General features: G+C 40.1%; 16 protein-coding genes. All 16 read left to right on the forward strand.

The genetic code is table 11. The features are described 5' to 3' along the window. Window positions 1-34 precede the first annotated feature (34 nt). The 16 genes from ACTJJD_RS06300 to spoVS all read left to right on the forward strand — a co-directional run bounded on the left by ACTJJD_RS06300 (window position 35) and on the right by spoVS (window position 20,440). The gene (locus ACTJJD_RS06300; protein ID WP_377836751.1) at window positions 35-1,264 is read left to right on the forward strand and encodes an MFS transporter; all 1,230 of its coding nucleotides are present in this window, start codon (window positions 35-37) and stop codon (window positions 1,262-1,264) included. A 319-nt stretch (window positions 1,265-1,583) separates the two neighbouring features. Further along, a complete protein-coding gene (locus ACTJJD_RS06305) occupies window positions 1,584-4,700 on the forward strand; it encodes an MMPL family transporter (protein ID WP_440599954.1) in 3,117 nt (1,038 codons plus the stop codon). A 145-nt stretch (window positions 4,701-4,845) separates the two neighbouring features. Beyond that, complete coding sequence (gene yfmF, locus ACTJJD_RS06310) at window positions 4,846-6,126, forward strand: EF-P 5-aminopentanol modification-associated protein YfmF (protein ID WP_440599953.1); 1,281 nt, start codon at window positions 4,846-4,848, stop codon at window positions 6,124-6,126. Further along, the gene (gene yfmH, locus ACTJJD_RS06315; RefSeq protein ID WP_440599952.1) at window positions 6,123-7,415 is read left to right on the forward strand and encodes an EF-P 5-aminopentanol modification-associated protein YfmH; all 1,293 of its coding nucleotides are present in this window, start codon (window positions 6,123-6,125) and stop codon (window positions 7,413-7,415) included. Before yfmF ends, yfmH begins: the two co-directional genes overlap by 4 nt. Window positions 7,416-7,566: 151 nt before the next feature. After that, window positions 7,567-8,043: a MarR family winged helix-turn-helix transcriptional regulator gene (locus ACTJJD_RS06320; protein WP_024720380.1), complete on the forward strand. Its 477-nt coding sequence runs from the start codon at window positions 7,567-7,569 to the stop codon at window positions 8,041-8,043. After that, on the forward strand, window positions 8,021-11,140 hold the full coding sequence (locus tag ACTJJD_RS06325) for an MMPL family transporter (protein ID WP_440608195.1): 3,120 nt from the start codon (window positions 8,021-8,023) through the stop codon (window positions 11,138-11,140). Before ACTJJD_RS06320 ends, ACTJJD_RS06325 begins: the two co-directional genes overlap by 23 nt. 29 nt (window positions 11,141-11,169) lie before the next feature. Then, window positions 11,170-11,898, forward strand: a complete 729-nt coding sequence (ymfI, locus tag ACTJJD_RS06330) for an elongation factor P 5-aminopentanone reductase (RefSeq protein ID WP_041090430.1) — start codon at window positions 11,170-11,172, stop codon at window positions 11,896-11,898. A 73-nt stretch (window positions 11,899-11,971) separates the two neighbouring features. Then, window positions 11,972-12,229 (forward strand): DUF3243 domain-containing protein, encoded by a 258-nt coding sequence (locus ACTJJD_RS06335; RefSeq protein WP_003211590.1) that lies wholly within the window; start codon window positions 11,972-11,974, stop codon window positions 12,227-12,229. 131 nt (window positions 12,230-12,360) lie between these two features. Then, a complete protein-coding gene (locus tag ACTJJD_RS06340) occupies window positions 12,361-13,152 on the forward strand; it encodes a DUF3388 domain-containing protein (protein WP_039166619.1) in 792 nt (263 codons plus the stop codon). Between the two features lie 23 nt (window positions 13,153-13,175). Next, window positions 13,176-14,087, forward strand: a complete 912-nt coding sequence (locus ACTJJD_RS06345; protein ID WP_008344690.1) for a helix-turn-helix domain-containing protein — start codon at window positions 13,176-13,178, stop codon at window positions 14,085-14,087. A gap of 73 nt (window positions 14,088-14,160) precedes the next feature. Then, on the forward strand, window positions 14,161-14,742 hold the full coding sequence (pgsA, locus tag ACTJJD_RS06350; protein WP_008344688.1) for a CDP-diacylglycerol--glycerol-3-phosphate 3-phosphatidyltransferase: 582 nt from the start codon (window positions 14,161-14,163) through the stop codon (window positions 14,740-14,742). 16 nt (window positions 14,743-14,758) lie between these two features. After that, window positions 14,759-16,009: a competence/damage-inducible protein A gene (locus tag ACTJJD_RS06355; RefSeq protein ID WP_116306871.1), complete on the forward strand. Its 1,251-nt coding sequence runs from the start codon at window positions 14,759-14,761 to the stop codon at window positions 16,007-16,009. Between the two features lie 177 nt (window positions 16,010-16,186). After that, window positions 16,187-17,230 (forward strand): recombinase RecA, encoded by a 1,044-nt coding sequence (gene recA / locus ACTJJD_RS06360; RefSeq protein WP_007499478.1) that lies wholly within the window; start codon window positions 16,187-16,189, stop codon window positions 17,228-17,230. 300 nt (window positions 17,231-17,530) lie between these two features. Then, window positions 17,531-19,093 (forward strand): ribonuclease Y, encoded by a 1,563-nt coding sequence (rny, locus tag ACTJJD_RS06365; RefSeq protein ID WP_003211958.1) that lies wholly within the window; start codon window positions 17,531-17,533, stop codon window positions 19,091-19,093. Window positions 19,094-19,182: 89 nt separating this feature from the next. Next, window positions 19,183-19,977: a TIGR00282 family metallophosphoesterase gene (locus tag ACTJJD_RS06370; protein WP_008344680.1), complete on the forward strand. Its 795-nt coding sequence runs from the start codon at window positions 19,183-19,185 to the stop codon at window positions 19,975-19,977. Window positions 19,978-20,179: 202 nt separating this feature from the next. After that, a complete protein-coding gene (spoVS, locus tag ACTJJD_RS06375) occupies window positions 20,180-20,440 on the forward strand; it encodes a stage V sporulation protein SpoVS (protein ID WP_003211281.1) in 261 nt (86 codons plus the stop codon). Window positions 20,441-20,611: the final 171 nt, after the last annotated feature.

The following is a 20,611-nucleotide window of genomic DNA, read 5'->3' on the forward strand; positions in this document are numbered from 1 at the left end:
CTAATACGTAACAGTATATAGAATTGGGTGAATGATGTTGGGCGAGAAAACAGTCAGTAAAAAGAATATTATTGCATTATCATCAGTGCCTCTAATCATGACACTTGGGAACTCGATGCTAATACCCGTATTACCAGAGATAGAAAAGAAACTCTCAATCACTTCCTTTCAAGTGTCACTCATTATTACGGTATACTCCGTAGTGGCGATTTTGTGTATTCCGATTGCCGGTTATTTATCTGACCGAATTGGGCGGAAAAAGGTACTTTTGCCGTGTCTTTTAATCGCAGGACTTGGAGGAGCTGTGGCAGCTGTTGCCTCAACCATCATGAAAGAACCCTATATGTGGATTCTATTTGGCAGGGTCCTTCAAGGAGTTGGCTCAGCCGGGGCAGCACCTGTCGTCATGCCATTTATTGGCGATTTGTTTCACGATGATGAAGAGGTAAGTGCGGGACTTGGAGCAATTGAAACTTCTAATACAGCTGGAAAGGTACTAAGTCCTATTATTGGGGCACTTCTCGCTTCTTGGTTTTGGTTTGTACCGTTTTGGTTCATTCCATTCTTTTCAATCATCAGCTTTGTGATGGTACTGTTTATGGTTGAATCCGCAAAGAAAGAGGAAGATCCGCCTACATTTAAAGAGTTTTTAAAATCAACAAAGACGATTTTTAAGCATGAAGGACGCTGGCTTTATGCCATTTTTGCTATTGGCGGTTTTATTATGTTTCTTCTTTTTGGCGTGCTCTTTTATTTATCAGATAACCTAGAGGCGGCGTATCAAATAACGGGTGTCAAAAAAGGCTTGCTGCTAAGTATCCCGCTCCTTTTCTTATCAATCAGCTCGTATATTGCGGGGAAAACAATCGGGAAAGAAAAGGGGAAAATGAGGATATTTCTCATCGTTGGTATGGCTCTTTTATCACTTTCGTATCTATTTTTATGGTGGAATCACAGTTTTTACGTGTTGTTTGTCTGCTTAAGTATTGGCGGCGTAGGGATTGGCATTGTGCTTCCAGCACTTGATGCGTTGATAACAGAAGGGATTGAAAAAGAGCAGTGCGGAACCATTACGTCATTTTATAGCAGTATGCGTTTTATCGGTGTTGCTTTAGGACCTCCAATTTACGCATTTCTTATGGATAAAGGAGACTCCATCGTTTTTATTCTATCGACCATATGTAGTCTCATTTCATTATTTTTGGTCCTCTTTTTCATCCAGCCAGATGAAAAGGATGAAAGTGAACAATTGAAAACGGTTTAAACATAGAAAAAAGACGGTATTTTGCCATCTTTTTTCTTTTTTATAAATTGACATGTAAAATTTTGATAGTTAAACTAATGTATAGTAATATCTTTTAAATTATCCCAAATAGGAGGTGTTCAAAAACATTCATTTTCTGTCTTTGTTTTAAGGCAGAAATTGAGCTCGTGGCTGATGATGGATATGCGTTTCTTCAACACGAAAGGACAATTGAATAGGTCATCCTGCCATTAGCACGTTGAAGGAGACGAAGTCAGCACTTCAGACACGCTCAAAAACAGCAAATTGATTGATGAACTAGAAGGAGCTTGAAGCAGCTATGTTGCAAATAATTAAAGCAAGATGGATTGTATTAATGGTGTGGATGATAACAGCTGTGATTCTGTTTATTACTGCGCCCAATTTAGAGGAATTAACAAGAGAAAAAGGGCAGTTAAAGGTTCCAGAGGGGACACCAACAGCTGAGGCACTTCACTTATTGGATAAGCTTTCAGATCATAATGGGAAAAAAGATACTGGTGTGATTGTATTCTCCGAACAACATTTGTTCCCTGCCAAAGAGCAGGAATTAAAAAAGGCTTTAGCTGCACTCATGACACATGCCCCAGAACTCCACATTGACGGAATTACTTCGTATTTTCATGTAGATCGTGACATTCAAAAACAACTTTTATCAAAGGATAAAAGTACACTTCTTGTTCCATTCAAATTCGACCACTACGAAACAAAAGCTGTGAAGGTTAAAGAACGAATTGAGGAAGTTTTAAAGCCCTACAACGTCTCATATGAAATGACAGGTCAAAAATTTGTGGACTCAGATGTCATTAAAAGCTCTCAACAAGGTCTGAAGAAAACTGAACTTATTACGATGATTTTTATTTTCTTTATTTTAATAATTGTATTCAGATCGATACTGGCACCTGTTGTTCCGCTTATTACGATTGGCATTTCTTATGCTGTCAGCCGGTGTATTGTGGCTTTTCTCGTAGAATATACACCATTTCCTCTGTCTAATTTCACTCAGATTTTTATGGTAGCTATTATGTTCGGTATAGGAACGGATTATTGTATATTACTTTTAAGCCGTTTTAAAGAGGAGATTGGTCAGGGGCGTGATGTCAAAGAATCAATTATCATCACGTATCAATGTGCAGGGAAAACAGTCTTTTTCAGCGGTTTAGCTGTGTTAGTCGGCTTCTCAAGTATTGGTTTCGCAAAATTCCAATTGTACCAATCAGCCGTCAGCGTTGCCGTAGGCGTTGGCATCCTGCTCATTGCACTTGTCACAATCGTTCCCTTTTTTATGTCGGTTTTCGGAAAATCCCTTTTTTGGCCGTCTAAAAGAGAAAACATTCGTCATCCACAAAGTAAGATTTGGGAATGGGCTGGACGCTTTTCATTTAAAAGACCGCTCATCAGCTTAGGTGTAGTTGCACTCATCACTGTTCCTCCGATTCTGATGTATGACGGCACTCTTTCTTATAATAGTTTAAATGAGATTGGGACAAAGTATGAGTCAGTGTCTGCATTTAATACGATATCTGAGCAATTTGGCTTTGGTGAAGCGCTGCCGCTGAATGTGCTTGTCGAAAGTGACAATGAGCTCGATAATCAAGAAAAGATCGTCATGATTGAAAAACTGACCCGTAAGTTAAATGACATTGAGGAAGTGAAAGCAGTTCGCAGTGTCACTCGCCCAGTTGGAGATGGGTTAAGTCAGCTCTACGTTACCTCTCAAGCGAAAGAGCTAGGAGGAGAGCTTGGGAAAGGTCACGAGGGCATCGGGAAAATTACAGATGGCTTGACCGAAACAAACTTAGCACTTCTCAAACAAAAACCAAAAATTGAAGAATCCGCTAAAGGGATTGATCAATTGATTGATGGGACAAAAGCTATCAAAGGCGGTATCGGAGAAGTGAGGAAATCACTCATTTCTTTAGAGGATGGTGTGAGGCGCAGTAAAGAGGGCGTAGGAACCATTCGCACTGAAATCAAACAAGCGAAAAAAGAATTAGAGCAAGAATACCGCAGAAGTGAAACCATGATTCAAGATCTTGAACGAGTCGTAAGCACACTGGAAGGTCACGCAACATCAAATGAGCAACTGATGACAACGATTAAAAAAGTGAAACAATCCTATGAAAACGTATCATTTGAAGGGCTTGAAAACCGGCTTCCAGAAATCAAAGACATGAATGAATATAAAGAAATCAAAAAAGTATTCAAAGACACAAAAGGAATGCTCGATCAAGCTGGAGAGCAAATGAGTGTCTATGAAGAGGAAGCATCTGCCTTTAAACAAAAGATCAAGAAAGCAGATCAAGTCATTCAAACGTTCTCAAGCAAGCAAAAAGAAATCAAACAACAAGTAAAGGCGCTGATGACAGGTCTAGATCAAATTTATGATGGTCTTGATGAAACGAATAAAGGCCAAAAACAGCTCATCAAAGAAATGCCTAAAATTGAAGATGGCGCAGATCAGCTGACAGATGGCCAAAAAGCCGTGAAAAAAGGGTTTAACCAGCTATCATCTAAACTATCACTATTAACAGATGGATTAGATGAAAGTATTTCCGGACTTGAGCAAGTAAAAAGCGGCTTTACCGAGGCAGACAGCTACTTAAAACAGCTTCAGGAAGCACCAGATGAAGAAGTAACGGGCTGGTTTATACCAGAAGAAGTATTGAAACGCCATGAGTTTAAGAAAATATTTAATACGTATATGTCCCCAGATCGCAAATTAACAACCTTTGAAGTAATTTTAAATGTAAATCCATACAGCAATGAAGCAATGAAAGGTGTAGCAAAAATCGAAGAAACCCTTGATCAATATTTACCTGTAAGTGGTTTGAAAAATGCCAATTACGGTGTATCTGGTATCTCCAGTTTAAATGTTGACTTAAAAGAAACGTCAGACGGTGACTTTATCAGAACGGTTATTTTCATGTTAATTGGTATCTTTATTATTTTAGTTTTATTACTAAGGTCAATCGTCATGCCGATATACTTAACACTTTCACTCATATTAACGTATTTTACATCCATTGGCTTAACAGAATGGATTTTCAAAACATTCTTTGGCTACGATGGTGTCAGCTGGGCTGTTCCATTTTTCAGCTTTGTGATCCTTGTGACCCTTGGCATTGATTATTCGATCTTCCTGATGGATCGCTTTAATGAATGGAAGGGAGAGCATGTTCAAGCATCCATGATATCAGCGATGAGAAATATGGGGTCCGTCATTATTTCAGCAGTTGCTATTTTAGCGGGTACTTTTGCTGCGATGCTGCCATCGGGTGTATTATCATTAGTTGAAATTGCAACGGTCGTACTCATTGGACTTTTATTATATGCTTTTGTTGTTCTACCACTCTTTATCCCGGTCATGGTTCGCATCTTTGGAAAATGGAATTGGTGGCCGTTTAGAATGAAATAACAACCTGCGTCTCTGCTTTTAGCAGAGGCGTTTTTATTTCCTATCCTTTCCTCTGATTGATATAATGACTATTAAATGGCTGTTTCACGTATATATCAGCTATGTTCTAATACATAATAAATAGGATGAACAAAGGAGGTTTCTCATGACGTACTTACAAGAGAAGACATTTGATACACCTGGTCTTCATACTCATATTGTCAAAACAGAAAAATTTAAAACCGTGACGATCCTTTTTAAAATGCTTGCGCCTTTATCCAAAGATGACGTCACCATGCGTTCCCTTTTCCCGCATGTGCTTTTAAGAGGAACAGAAAAAATGCCGAAAACGGGAGAGCTTCGTGCTTATTTCGACGAGCTCTATGGGGCGACCGTTTCCGCAGACATGGCGAAAAAAGGTGAAAATCACATCATTACCTTCCGTCTAGAAATGGCGAATGAAAAATATTTAAAGGATCAAACCCCTTTACTAGAAAAAGGGATTGCCTTACTTTCTGAACTTTTATTCCACCCGTACGTGGAAAACGGAGTATTTCATGAATTGTACGTTGAGCAAGAAAAACGAACATTGAAACAGCGCATTCAAGCCGTTTATGATGACAAAATGCGCTATTCAAACTTAAGACTTGTGCAGGAAATGTGTAAAGGTGAGCCATATGCACTGCACGTCAATGGTGAAATGGAAGACGTCGAAGCGATTACGGCAGAAGCGCTCTTTAAAGCATACGAACGTGCACTTAAGTCCAACCAGCTAGATCTCTATGTTGTGGGAGACGTTGATGAACAAGACATCAATCGAATGGTCTCGCAATACTTTAAAACAAGTGAAAGAGAGCCAGTCAAACAAAATACCGAATCATCAAGATCACAAATAGAGCCAAAAGAAGTCATTGATGAAGAGGACGTAAAACAAGGAAAGCTGAACATTGGCTTTCGCACACATACAACGATAGCAGATGAAGATTATCCGGCGCTGCATTTGTTTAATGGCATATTCGGCGGCTTCTCTCATTCAAAGCTATTTATCAATGTGCGGGAAAAAGCAAGTCTTGCGTACTATGCTGTTTCTAGACTTGAGAGCTTTAAAGGTTTGATGATGGTCATGTCAGGAATTGAAGTCGGCAACTATCAGCAGGCAGTAGACATTATCAAAGAACAATTTGATGCCATGCAAAAAGGCGATTTTTCTGATGAAGCAATTGAACAGACAAAGGCTGTCGTCAAAAATCAGCTGCTCGAAACCATTGATACGTCTTATGGAACAGCGGAATACTTATATCAGCATGCCGTCGTGCCAACAGGGGAGAGCCTCGATTCCTTTTTAGAAGCGTTAGACAGAGTGACAAAAGAGGACATCATCAAAGTGGGTCAAAAAATCGAATGGGATACGACCTATTTTCTTAAAGGAACGGAGGGTGCTTCATGACAGTGAAAACAATTCAATTCGACCAGCTGCAAGAAACGGTCTATCACGAAAAAATGGAGAGCGGACTTGACGTCTATGTACTGCCAAAGCAAGGGTTTAACAAAACCTATGCAACCTTTACAACAAAATACGGCTCTGTCGACAATGAATTTGTGCCTCTTGGCAAAGAAGACATGATCCGAGTGCCTGATGGAATTGCCCATTTCTTAGAGCACAAGCTGTTTGAAAAAGAAGATGGAGATGTGTTTCATACATTTAGTAAACAAGGAGCATCCGCAAATGCTTTTACGACATTTACGAGAACAGCTTACTTATTCTCAAGCACCTCAAATGTCGAACAAAACCTTGAGACACTCATTGATTTTGTGCAAGAACCTTATTTTACTGAAAAAACGGTCGAAAAAGAAAAGGGCATCATTGGTCAAGAGATTAACATGTATGATGACAATCCCGACTGGCGTTTATTCTTCGGTTTGATTGAAAATCTATATCAAGAGCATCCTGTGAGAATTGATATAGCTGGAACAGTAGAAAGCATCGCTCCGATTACAAAAGATCATTTGTATGAATGCTATGAAACGTTCTATCACCCAAGCAATATGCTTCTATTTGTTGTCGGTCCCGTTGATCCGAAGCAAATATTAGATCAAGTTCGAGCGAATCAGGCGAAAAAGCCATTTACAGACCAGCCAGAGATCAAACGAAAAGACATCAATGAGCCTGAAGGTGTGTACCGAAAAGAATATGAACTTCCAATGAACGTACAAGGCTCAAAATGTATGTTTGGATTAAAAACAAAGAATCCTCATAAAAAAGGCAATGAACTGTTAAAACATGAACTTGGCATGAATCTTATTTTAGAGACATTGTTTGGTAAAAGTTCTCTGCAATATGAGCGTATGTATGAAAAAGGCTTGATTGATGAGACATTCAGTTACGATTATACGGAAGAAGGCGGTTTTGGCTTTACTTCAGTTGGCGGAGACACAAATGACCCTGATCAACTCGCAGATGAATTAAAAGAAACGCTTCTTCAAGCAAAAAGCCTGATCACAGAAGAAAAGATTGAACTTGCTCGCAAGAAAAAAATTGGCAGCTTTTTAAAAGCGATGAACTCCCCGGAGTACATCGCCAATCAATTCACTCGATACGCATTCTTAGAAATGAGCTTATTTGATGTCGTGCCAGTACTGGAGCAAATCCAATTAACAGATATTCAGCAAATCTTAGACGAAGAAATTGATGAAGAACGAATGTCAGTTTTTAAAGTCGTACCGAAAGCAAAATAAATGAAAAAAAGACAAACTCAACGTATAAGAGTTTGTCTTTTTTGTGTCCAGCTAAAGAAATCGCTTTATATGCGAAGATATTGATTGACAATTGTTTGGGGATTTAGTTAAACTCTTTAATAGTTAAACAATCAAACTAAAGGAGCAGCATATGGTACAAAATAAAATTGCCCAGCTCATCCAGAGATATGCGGACGTCTATCTCATGATGGAAAAAAAAGTATCGAGTATGATCACGGAAAAGCTCGATAAAGAACTGACACTTGATCAATATTACTCGCTTCGATACATCAATTTACACCCAGGATGTACATCAACAGACCTTGCCATCGAATGTAATGTCAACAAAAGTGCTGTGACATCCATGACCAATCGTCTTTTTAATAAAGATTATATTTATCGAGAGCATGATCAAGCTGATCGAAGAAACGTTCATCTTTATGTGACACCCGAAGGAAAAGAAGTGGTCAGCCGAATGGAAAAGCAGCTTCAGGATCTTGTTCGGTCATATTTAGAAAAATTTGATGAAAAAGAAATCGAATCATTTATTCAAACATATGAAAAGATTTATCAAATTATCATCGAAGAGGAGGCACAACATAGTAATGAGAGCAATCATAAAGGGTAGATGGCTGATCACGATCCTTTGGGTCGTACTAGCGGCTGTATTATTAATCACCGCTCCTAATATGGCGCAATTAACAAAAGAAAAAGGGCAGATTTCTGTTCCAGATGGTTATCCCTCTTCCTACGCCGATCAATTATTAAAGAACATGTCTGAAAATGGGGATACGGAAAAATCGATCGTCATTGTCTTTCAAGGAAAGGATATCGTCAAAGAAAGAGAAGCCTCTTTAAAGAAAGCGATGGAGATTTTAGAAAAGGATCAAGATCTCCATGTTGAAGACATCACTTCTTATTTTGATGCAAACAAAGATATCAAAAAACAGATGCTCTCTAAAGATCAAACAACACTTCTTGTTCCAGTTACATACGACTCGAACAAAATCAAAGCATCCGATTTTAAAGAAAGAGTCAATGAAAAGCTTAAGAGCCTGAACCTGAAATTTGAAATGACAGGGCAGCCGCTAATTGACGATGATGTCATCACAAGCTCACAAGAAGGTCTGAAAAAAACAGAATTCATTACAATAGGGTTTATTTTAATTGTTCTTGTGCTTGTCTTTAGATCCGCAGTGGCACCGTTCGTTCCTTTAGTGGCCGTGGCGCTTTCCTATTTGGTCAGTCAATCCATTGTGGCTTACCTAGTAAAGTATGTTGATTTTCCGCTCTCGACCTTTACCCAAATTTTTATGGTCGCCATCATGTTTGGGATTGGAACCGACTACTGCATCCTGTTGCTAAGCCGGTTTAAAGAAGAACTATCTCACGGAAAAGATAAGATTGAGGCGATTATTACAACATATAAGACGGCAGGTAAAACCGTTTTATTCAGCGGAATTGCTGTCCTCATTGGTTTTACATGTATCGGTTTAGCTGAATTCCAACTGTATAAATCAGCTGTCGCCGTGGCGGTTGGTGTCGCCGTGTTAATTGTGGCACTGCTCACTGTCGTTCCATTCTTTATGGCGGTTTTAGGAAAAGTGTTATTTTGGCCGATCAAAGGCGATATTGCCCACCCGCAATCGAAAATGTGGGAAACAGCCGGCCGTTTTTCATTTAAGAAACCACTTCTCAGCTTGCTAATCGTTGCAATTATTACCCTTCCAGCGATTCTTATGTATAAAGGAACACTTTCATATAACAACCTAGACGAAATCGGCAATAAATACGAATCCGTCAATGCATTTAATACGATCTCTGACAAATTTGGACCAGGTGAAGCCCTTCCAGCAACCGTTGTCGTGAAATCATCCGATCTTTTAGACAATAACGAAGGTCTAATTGCTGTTGAAAAACTCAGTCGTGCGATTGAACAAACAGATGGCGTGAGTAAAGTGAGAAGTGCGACACGCCCTGTTGGAAAAGGACTGAATGATCTGTACGTGAAATCTCAAGCCAAAGAGCTAAATAGCGGACTTGATAAAAGTAACGAAGGGTTGAAAAAGATCCAAGATGCTCTTACAACCATGAGTAAATCCATCGAGGATCAAACACCACAAATTAAAGCATCTGGAAAAGGCATTAACAAATTGATTTCTGGAACCGAATCCGTAAAATCAGGTATTCAAAACGTCGAAAAATCGATGAGAGATCTGCAAACCTATATCGATCAAAACAAAAAAGGTGTTTCTGAAATTAAAGAAAGAATAAAGGGTGCGAAAAAGGAATTAACAGATCAAGTCGCACAAGTGAATCAGCAAGTGGCACTGTATAAAAGCATTTCCAAAGAATTAAAAGCCGCATTGGCACAAGTCGATACGTCATCCTCTGCCGCAGCGGATGTGAAAGCTTTGATCAGTCAAGCGAATAAACAGTTCAGTACACTTGAAGAGCAAATTCCGCAAGTGAAAGAAAATCAATCATATCAAGCCATCAAGGCTTCATATAACGAACTTTCTACTACCTTGCAAGAAGGAGCCAAACAGGCTGACAGCTATGCAAAACAAGCAAAAGAAGCAAAAAAACAGCTTGAAGCAGCAGATGCTTTTATCGCAAAAGCTTCAGAGCAGCAAAAAGTGTTTACAAATCAAATTGATGAGCTGATTGCTGGCTTAGAAGCCATTGAAAACGGGCTAGATCAAACGTCTAAAGGCCAAGGGCAGTTAGCTGATAGTATGCCTAAACTTGCAAATGGAGCCGGCGACATCATTAATGGTCAAAAACAAATGAAAGAAAAAATTGGCGGCTTTGGTGACGATCTGACCAAGCTGACGGATGGTCTAAACAAAAGTGTCGACGGACTTGAGAAAATTTCAAACGGCTTAATGGGTGCAGGAGACTACTTAGATGAACTGAAAAACGCACCAGATCAAGACATGGCCGGTTGGTTTATTCCAAAAGATGTCCTAAAAAATAAAGCATTCAAGCAAGTGTTCGATTCCTATATGTCTGATGACCGCAAGATGACAAAGGTTGACGTCATCTTAGAAGACAATCCATATGGAAACGACGCAATGAAAACGATTAAACAAGTAGAGGCTTCCGTCAAACGTGCACTTCCTGAAACAAACTTAAAAGATGTTTCATTTGGCGTATCTGGTGTTTCAAGTATGAACGCTGATTTAAAACAGTTGTCAGACCAAGACTTCAATAAGACGGTTTTTTACATGATGATCGGTATTTTCTTAATACTAGTGATTCTCTTCCGTTCTCTCGTGATGCCGCTTTACTTAGTTGGATCGCTGATTTTAACGTACTTTACCGCCATTGGTGTAACAGAATTTATTTTCACCCATTTCTTCGGATATCCGGGCATCAACTGGGCTGTTCCATTCTTTGGCTTTGTCATCTTAATGGCACTAGGAGTCGATTATTCGATTTTCTTAATGGAACGGTTCAATGAATACAAAACGAAAGACATTCAGTTTGCCATGACTGAATCAATGAAAAATATGGGATCTGTTATTATGTCTGCTGCCGTCATTTTGGCAGGAACATTTGCAGCGATGCTGCCATCAGGTGTATTGTCACTCTTACAGATTGCAACACTTGTTCTCACAGGGCTTTTATTGTATGCACTCGTTGTGCTACCATTGTTCGTACCTGTGATGGTCAAATTGTTCGGATCAGCGAATTGGTTCCCATTTAAACGAAAAGAATAAGGATTCCATAAAGAAAGTAGGAACAAAGTATGAGTCGTTGGGCACTGATTACTGGTGCCAGTGGCGGAATTGGGCAGGCGACAGCCAAAAAGCTTGCCCAAGAAGGCTGCCATCTGATGCTCCATTATCATCAAAATGAACAAGCGGCTAGTCGTCTTTCCGCTGATCTCAAAGAAACATATCAAGTAGAAACGCACGTCGTTCAAGCTGATTTAGCGAAAACAGGCGGAGCAGCAGAGCTTGTCAGCCGCCTGCCGCTTGATCCAGATATTCTTGTTTTAAATAGCGGAAAGAGTCATGTTGGTTTAGTGACAGATACTGAAAAAGAAATTTTAGCCAGCATGGTGCAGCTTCATGTGACAAGTCCATATGAGCTTACCCAATCTATTTTGCCTGCCATGATCCAAAAAAAGTCAGGTCATATTATTGCAGTTAGCTCGATATGGGGGGAAACGGGTGCCTCGTGTGAAGTACTGTATAGTATGGTCAAGGGTGCTCAAAATGCTTTCATTAAAGGGCTTGCCAAAGAGCTTGCCCCAAGTGGAATTAGAGCAAATGCAGTCTCACCAGGTGCTGTTCAAACTGATATGATGAAAAGCTTCACACAAGAAGACCTTGCGATGATGGAAGAGGAGATTCCGCTCGGCCGTCTTGCCGCACCTGAAGAGATAGCCGATGCCATTTGGTTTCTTGCCTCCAAGCAGTCAAGTTATATCACAGGTCAAATTTTATCCGTCAATGGCGGCTGGTACTGTTAAAAAACGTGTATAATTCGTCACTCCATGACAAAAGCTATGGCTGTAATTCATCTTTTCGAATGGAGGAATCGACATGTCAGTACTTGAGAACTGGGACCATTGGAAAAACTTTTTAGGAGACCGTTTAAATCATGCGCAGGATAAAGGCTTAAAAGATGATACTATCAATAACCTTGCGTATGAAATTGGCGGATACCTGGCTAATGAAGTTGAAGCAAAGAATGAGCAAGAAAGAGTACTTGCTGACCTTTGGAGCGTCGCATCAGAAGATGAGCAGCGCGCAATTGCCAATATGATGGTCAAACTGGTTGAAAATAATAGCTCGCACTAAACAAAAAGAGGGGTCGTTTGTGCCTCTCTTTTTATTTTAACTGTTTCACAACATTGTGCTTTCTAAAAATGTGAAAATGCTTTATGATAAAGGAAGGTAAAAATTTGCCACAATGAAGGGGGTAATATCATTTGGCAAAGCTCGAATGGTATTTTGAATATGAGATACAGGTGAACCGTCCCGGACTTTTAGGAGACATTTCTTCTTTAATGGGGATGCTTTCAATTAATATTGTGACAATTAATGGTGTTGATGTATCAAGACGCGGCATGCTTCTTCGCTGTGACCACACAGAACAAATTAAGCGGCTTGAATCAATTTTAAATACAATGGAAACGATAAAAGTAACGAAACTAAGACAGCCAAAACTTCGTGACCGTTTAGCTGTTCGTCATGGAAGATACATTCAGCGTGATGCGGATGACAAAAAGACGTTCCGTTTTGAAAGGGACGAGCTTGGTCTTCTTGTTGATTTTATGGCTGAATTATTTAAAAAAGAAGGACATAAATTGATTGGAATTCGTGGAATGCCGCGGGTTGGAAAAACAGAATCAATTGTTGCTTCAAGTGTATGTGCAAGTAAGAGATGGCTGTTTGTATCGTCGACTCTTTTGAAACAGACCATTCGCAGTCAGCTGATTGCAGATGAATACAGCCCAGATAACGTCTTTATTATTGATGGGATTGTGTCGACAAGAAGAGGTTCTGAAAAGCACTTGCAGCTTTTAAGAGAAATTATGAGACTGCCTGCTACAAAGGTGGTAGAGCATCCAGATATCTTTATTCAAAATTCAGAATATACAATGGATGATTTCGACTACATCATTGAATTGCGTAATAGTGCAGACGAAGAAATTACATACGAGCACGCTGAAGAACCACAAGTGTTTGATCATTCTGGTTTTTCTGGCTTCGATTTTTAATATGGTAATGGTAGGTGTTTGTTTTGACTGAATTGGGAAAACGGCTCGTTGAGGCCAGAGAGGAAAAAGGGATGTCGCTGGAGGATTTGATGGCGGCTACCAAAATCCAAAAGCGCTATTTGCTAGCAATAGAACAAGGAAACTATGATATCATTCCAGGTAAATTTTACGTCAGAGCGTTTATTAAACAATATGCCGAAGCCGTTGGACTGAATCCTGAACAATTGTTCGAAGAGTTTCGTAAAGATGTACCAAGTACGTATAACGATGAAGTGTCTGATAAATTATCAAATATTAAACCGCAAAGAGAGCTGCCAAAGCCTGCCTCAAAGGTACTGGAGCTGCTTCCGACGATTTTAATCATTGGAGGGATCCTTGTGGTGATCGCTATCATTTATGTGATCGTTCAAGCGGTTAATCATGATAGCGGACAAAAAAATAATCAGGCGGCTCCTCAGCAATCAGAATCAAAATACGAAGTGTCTAAGGATTCATCGCTTGCAAAGGATCAAAAGAAAAAGGAAAAAGCTTCGTCAGATGATCAAGAAAAATCATCTGAAAAAGACGATTCCTCAAAGGATTCATCTAAAGACGATGAAGATGTTTCTTTGAAGGCGACGAATACAGAGGGTTCTACGACAACGTATGAAGTATCAGGTGCAGAAGAGATGGAGCTAACCATTTCTGCCTCACAAGCTTCATGGCTTCGTGTGAGAGACGAATCTGGAAAAGTGCTGAAGATGGGTGAATTGAAAGATGGCGAATCGTTTAAAACAGACTTGACTGATCTTTCCCAAGTCGATATTCGCTTAGGAAATGCATCGGGAATCGATATTAAAGTCAATGACGAAACGCTGAAGTACGAATTAGACCCTAAAAACACCATGACACAAAACATTGTGATTGTGAATAAAGGAAAGGAAAAGTCATCTTAAGCAAGTAGATGACTTTTCTTTTGTTCCTACTATTATATACATAAAAAAATGCCTTATTGGAGGATTAGAATTCATGTTTAACTTACCGAATAAAATTACTCTTTCTAGGATCGCCTTGATTCCTGTGTTTATGTTGATTATGCTTGCTCCATTAGATTGGGGTGTTGCGCGCTTTGGTGACGTCAGCATCGAAGTCACTCACCTTGTTGGAGCGATCTTGTTTATTGTCGCTTCGACAACCGACTGGATTGATGGTTACTATGCACGTAAGCTCAATTTAGTTACAAACTTTGGTAAATTTTTAGATCCGCTTGCAGATAAATTGCTTGTTTCAGCGGCTTTAATTATACTTGTTCAATACAATCTCACACCGGCATGGATGGCAATTGTGATCATTAGCCGTGAATTTGCTGTAACAGGCCTAAGGCTTGTCTTAGCTGGAGGCGGTGAAGTGGTCGCAGCCAATATGCTTGGAAAAGTGAAGACGTGGGCGCAAATCATTGCGATTTCGGCACTTCTTTTGCATAACCTGCCGTTTGAACTTGTATCATTCCCATTTGGTGATCTTGCCATGTGGGTAGCGGTGTTCTTCACTGTTGTCTCAGGCTGGGATTACTTTGCGAAAAACTGGGAAGCCTTAAAGAATTCTAACTAAAAAGGACGTGTACGCTTTGAAGTCAGAGAGAAAAGCAGAAATTATTGCAGTCGGTTCCGAACTTTTGCTAGGGCAAATTACGAATACGAATGCACAATTCATCAGCAAACAACTAGCTGAAATTGGTGTGAATGTTTATTACCACACAGCAGTTGGTGACAATCCAGAGCGTTTAAAAAGGGCCATTCAAGTGGCTCAGGAAAGATCGAATTTTATTATCTTCTCAGGGGGTCTTGGACCAACGAAAGATGATTTAACAAAAGAAACCATTGCAAATACGCTCGGTAAAGAGCTTGTGCTAAATGAAGAAGCATTTGAGTCTATTCAAGAGTACTTCCGTAAAACCGGACGTGATATGTCGCCGAACAACCGTAAACAGGCGCTCGTTCTAGAGGGATCTGATGTGCTCGTAAACCGTTTCGGAATGGCACCTGGTATGTTTATACAAGAGGGAGATACGTTTTACATTCTGCTCCCTGGACCGCCAAGTGAATTGCACCCGATGTTTGAAAACGAAGCGAAGCCGCTTATTTCTGAAAAACTCGGCCTAAAGGAAAAAATCGTGTCTGTTGTCTTGCGTTTCTTTGGCATCGGTGAATCTCAACTGGAAACAGATCTTGAAGATTTAATTGATGCACAGACCAATCCAACGATTGCACCGCTTGCAGCTGACGGGGAAGTGACGCTAAGGCTGACAGCCAAGCATGAGGATGAAAAAGAAACAGAGCGTCTGTTAAAAGAAACAGAAGCACAAATTTTAGAACGGGTCGGCGAGTACTTCTACGGATATGGTGATACATCTCTGGCCTTTGAAGCTTCAAAGGCCTTGCATGAACACGGGAAAACAGTAGCAGCGGCTGAAAGCCTGACTGGTGGTATGTTTTCAGAGTGGCTGACAGATCTCGAAGGGGCATCATCCATTTTAAACGGCAGTGTGGTTTGTTACACAAATCAAGTCAAGCAGCAAGTGCTGGGCTGCCGTGAAGAAACATTGTCTTCTCATGGTGCTGTTAGCAAAGAGTGTGCGTTAGAGCTCGCAGAAGGCGTTAGAAAACTGACGGGAAGCGATATCGGTATTAGCTTTACAGGTGTGGCAGGTCCTGAACCACACGAAGGACAGCCGGTTGGAAAAGTATTTATCGGGCTATCGACAAAAGATCAGACAGACGTGTTTGAATGGATGTTTACTGGCAGTCGATCAGGCATTCGCAAGCGTGCTGTGAAATATGGTTTGCACCACCTTCTCAAATTATTAAAAGAAAGTTAATTTTGTTTTTTATGAGGTTTACTCCTTTATAAAAGAGCGTTTTTTCTAATAGAAACAGCTCTTTTCTTAAATAATCTGCCAAGAAAAAATCGAATATGTGTTCGTTTTTTTCTTGGCAAATGACGTAAAACAAGGTATAGTATAGATAGTGGAATTGATAAAGGAGGAAACAATAGAATGAGTGATCGTCAAGCAGCCTTAGATATGGCTCTTAAACAAATAGAAAAACAGTTTGGTAAAGGCTCTATTATGAAACTAGGAGAGCAAACAGATACACGTATTTCAACAGTACCTAGTGGTTCGTTAGCACTTGATACTGCGCTTGGAATAGGTGGGTACCCTCGCGGTCGTATTATTGAAGTATATGGTCCAGAGAGTTCTGGTAAAACGACAGTAGCACTTCATGCGATTGCTGAGGTTCAGCAGCAGGGGGGACAAGCTGCATTTATCGATGCGGAGCATGCGCTAGATCCAGTTTATGCTCAAAAATTAGGTGTCAACATTGATGAGTTGTTACTTTCTCAGCCGGATACAGGAGAACAAGCACTTGAAATTGCAGAAGCACTTGTTCGTAGTGGTGCAGTTGATATTGTTGTCATTGACTCAGTAGCTGCTCTTGTACCAAAAGCAGAGATCGAAGGAGACATGGGAGATTCACACGTTGGTCTTCAAGCACGTTTGATGTCTCAAGCACTTCGTAAACTATCTGGTGCTATCAACAAATCAAAAACAATTGCGATCTTTATTAACCAAATTCGTGAAAAAGTAGGGGTTATGTTTGGTAATCCTGAAACAACGCCTGGTGGACGTGCACTTAAGTTCTATTCATCTGTTCGTTTAGAAGTACGCCGTGCTGAACAGTTGAAACAAGGGAACGACATTATGGGGAACAAAACGAGAATTAAAGTTGTGAAAAACAAAGTGGCACCGCCATTCCGTATTGCCGAAGTAGACATTATGTACGGTGAAGGGATCTCGAAAGAGGGAGAAATCATCGACCTTGGAAGCGAACTAGATATCGTACAAAAGAGCGGGGCTTGGTATTCTTATCAAGAGGAACGTCTTGGACAAGGACGTGAAAATGCGAAGCAATTCCTAAAAGAGAATAAAGACATTCTTCTTATGATTCAAGAGCAGATCAGGGAGCACTACGGTTTGGATACAAACGGAGTGAAATCAACTGACGAAGAAGGACAAGAAGAATTGGAATTGAATGACTAAAAAGACGCTGAAAAGCGTCTTTTTTTTACAATTACATAACAGCTAGCGGGTCAAAAGTTCTGTCTTTGCTTGAAATAACGACTTACGCCTTAGTCTGACTAGCTTGACAAGTATTTCCGACACAATTACAATGGGAATGTATCACTTGTTTTTCTTAACATGATTGATAACTAATTTAAACTTGACAAGGGCAGTGAGGATCTCATTCCCTGTGAAGGCCCTGTATGTTGAGACACAAAACAATGTACATGCCGACACTTTATTTGTAAAACCAAGTTCATAGCAAGAGGAGGTGAAAATATGTCGCCTACGATGTTTACGATCATCTCCATTTTGCTGAGCCTAATCTGTTTAGTTGTTGGCTACTTTGTTCGTAAAACCATTGCAGAAGCAAAAATATCCGGCGCAAGAAACATGGCCGAACAAATTGTTGAGGATGCAAAGCGTGATGCGGAAGCATTGAAGAAAGAAGCGCTCTTAGAAGCGAAAGATGAAATTCATTCGTTTCGTGTAGAGGCGGAGCAAGAAGTTCGTGAAAGACGTAATGAGCTTCAAAGACAAGAAAACCGTTTACTTCAAAAAGAGGAAAACCTTGATCGCAAGGACGAATCTTTAGATAAACGGGAGTCCCTGTTGGAGAAGAGAGATCATTCTCTGAATGAACGACAACAACATATTGAAGAGATGGAAAGCAAAGTGGATGATATGATTCGTTTGCAGAAAGCTGAGTTGGAGCGTATTTCTAGTCTAACTCGAGATGAAGCGAAACAAATCATTCTGGATCAAGTTGAAAATGAGCTTTCCCACGACATTGCAGTCATGACGAAAGAATCTGAAAACCGGGCGAAAGAAGAGGCTGATAAAAAAGCGAAAAACATTCTTTCACTTGCGTTACAGCGTTGTGCAGCTGATCATGTAGCTGAAACAACAGTATCTGTAGTCAATCTTCCAAATGATGAGATGAAAGGTCGTATTATCGGACGTGAAGGACGAAATATCCGTACGTTAGAAACGTTAACAGGTATTGACCTGATCATTGATGATACACCTGAAGCTGTCATCTTATCGGGCTTTGATCCGATAAGACGTGAAACAGCGAGGATAGCTCTGGACAAGCTAGTCCAGGATGGACGTATTCATCCTGCACGAATTGAAGAAATGGTGGAAAAATCACGCCGTGAAGTCGATGATTATATCCGCGAGATGGGTGAGCAAACGACATTTGAAGTCGGAGTTCACGGTTTGCATCCGGATCTCATCAAAATTCTCGGTCGCTTAAAATTCCGTACTAGTTATGGACAAAATGTCCTGAAGCATTCAATTGAGGTTGCACATCTTGCAGGTCTCATGGCTTCAGAGCTTGGAGAAGATGCAAAGCTTGCAAAACGAGCAGGTCTTCTGCATGACATTGGAAAAGCCATTGATCATGAAGTAGAAGGAAGCCACGTGGAAATTGGCGTTGAGCTTGCGACGAAATATAAAGAGCATCCTGTTGTCATCAACAGTATTGCATCTCACCATGGTGACCAAGAACCGACATCTATTATCGCTGTTCTTGTTGCGGCAGCCGATGCATTATCTGCAGCACGCCCTGGTGCAAGAAGTGAGACGCTTGAAAATTACATTCGGAGACTTGAGAAATTAGAAGACATCTCTGAATCTTATGAAGGTGTTGAAAAATCGTTTGCGATACAAGCTGGACGTGAAGTGCGTATTATGGTGAAGCCAGATTCAATTAATGATCTTGAAGCTCACCGTCTAGCAAGGGATATTCGTAAGCGGATTGAGGACGAGCTCGATTACCCTGGTCACATTAAAGTGACAGTTATTCGAGAAACTCGCGCAGTAGAGTATGCAAAATAGAGCGGTGCGCTTAGCGCCGCTTTATTTTTTTGTGTAAATATGCAACACTGATAAGAAGATCATTTTATAAGAGAAAGGGTTCAAAACGTATGAAAATATTATTTGTTGGAGATATCGTTGGTTCACCTGGCAGAGATACACTGAAAGAATACTTGCCAAAGCTAAAGAAAAAATATCAGCCACACTTTACGATTGTCAATGGAGAAAATGCGGCTCATGGGAAAGGTCTTACTGAAAAAATCTATCACGAGCTGCTTCAAGCTGGGGCTGATGTGCTCACGATGGGGAACCACACATGGGATAAAAGAGACATTTTCGATTTCATCGATGATGCACCCCATATTGTTCGTCCGGCAAACTTCCCGCAAGGTACACCAGGGAAAGGGCTTACTTTTATTAAAAAACAAGGTAAAGAACTAGCTGTCATCAACTTGCAAGGCCGCACATTTTTACCTCCGATTGACTGCCCATTTCAAAAAGTAGATGAGCTCATAGCAGAAGCTTCAAAACGTACACCGTTTATTTTTATTGATTTTCATGGTGAAGCCACAAGTGAAAAGCAAGCAATGGGTTGGTATACAGATGGCCGTGCATCATGTGTCGTTGGAACACATACACATGTTCAAACAGCAGATAACCGCGTCTTGCCAAAAGGAACTGCTTATATTTCGGATGTTGGCATGACTGGTCCTTATGACGGTATTTTAGGTGTTGATCGGGAAACGATTATTAAACGATTTAAAACGAGCCTCCCTGTCCGTTTTGAAATTGCAGAAGGCCGCACGACATTAAGTGCAGTGATCGTAGAAATTGACGAATCGTCGAAAAAAGCTGTCAAAATTGATCGAATTTTGATAAATGATGACCATATTTTCTTTGAATAAATATTCACATATTTATTTCAGAAAAATATTAATCAGAAAGAAGGAATATGCGCCCTCTATCGTGAATATAGTAAAAATGGTAGGTAGCCTGCTATTTTTGAAAAACATTTTGGGGATGGATTTTCAAAAAAATAGCAACATCTAACAAAGATTGTTCTAATGAACACTCACTTATCCATTGTAAATTTAAGGGGGAGCAAAAATGGAAATTTTAAAAGTTTCAGCAAAGTCAAATCCAAATTCAGTAGCAGGAGCATTAGCCGGCGTTTTACGTGAACGCGGTGCAGCGGAAATACAGGCTATCGGCGCTGGAGCACTGAATCAGGCGGTCAAGGCTGTCGCCATTGCAAGGGGATTTGTTGCGCCTAGCGGAGTGGATTTGATATGCATTCCAGCCTTTACTGACATTCTTATCGATGGAGAAGAAAGAACAGCAATCAAACTGATTGTTGAACCACGATAATTCTAATTTTATTATTTTCAACCTGCTTACATCATGTAAGCAGGTTGTTTTTGTTTACCGCTATACATTTCTCATATAACATATTTCTTTCACAAAATAGATAGAAAATGACATATTAGAGCTTGCATTTTTTCACCATGATGATAAATTAAGATTAAGTTGAAAATACTT

The organism is Bacillus sp. 22446 (assembly GCF_052044955.1).
In the GTDB taxonomy this organism is placed as follows: domain Bacteria; phylum Bacillota; class Bacilli; order Bacillales; family Bacillaceae; genus Bacillus; species Bacillus altitudinis.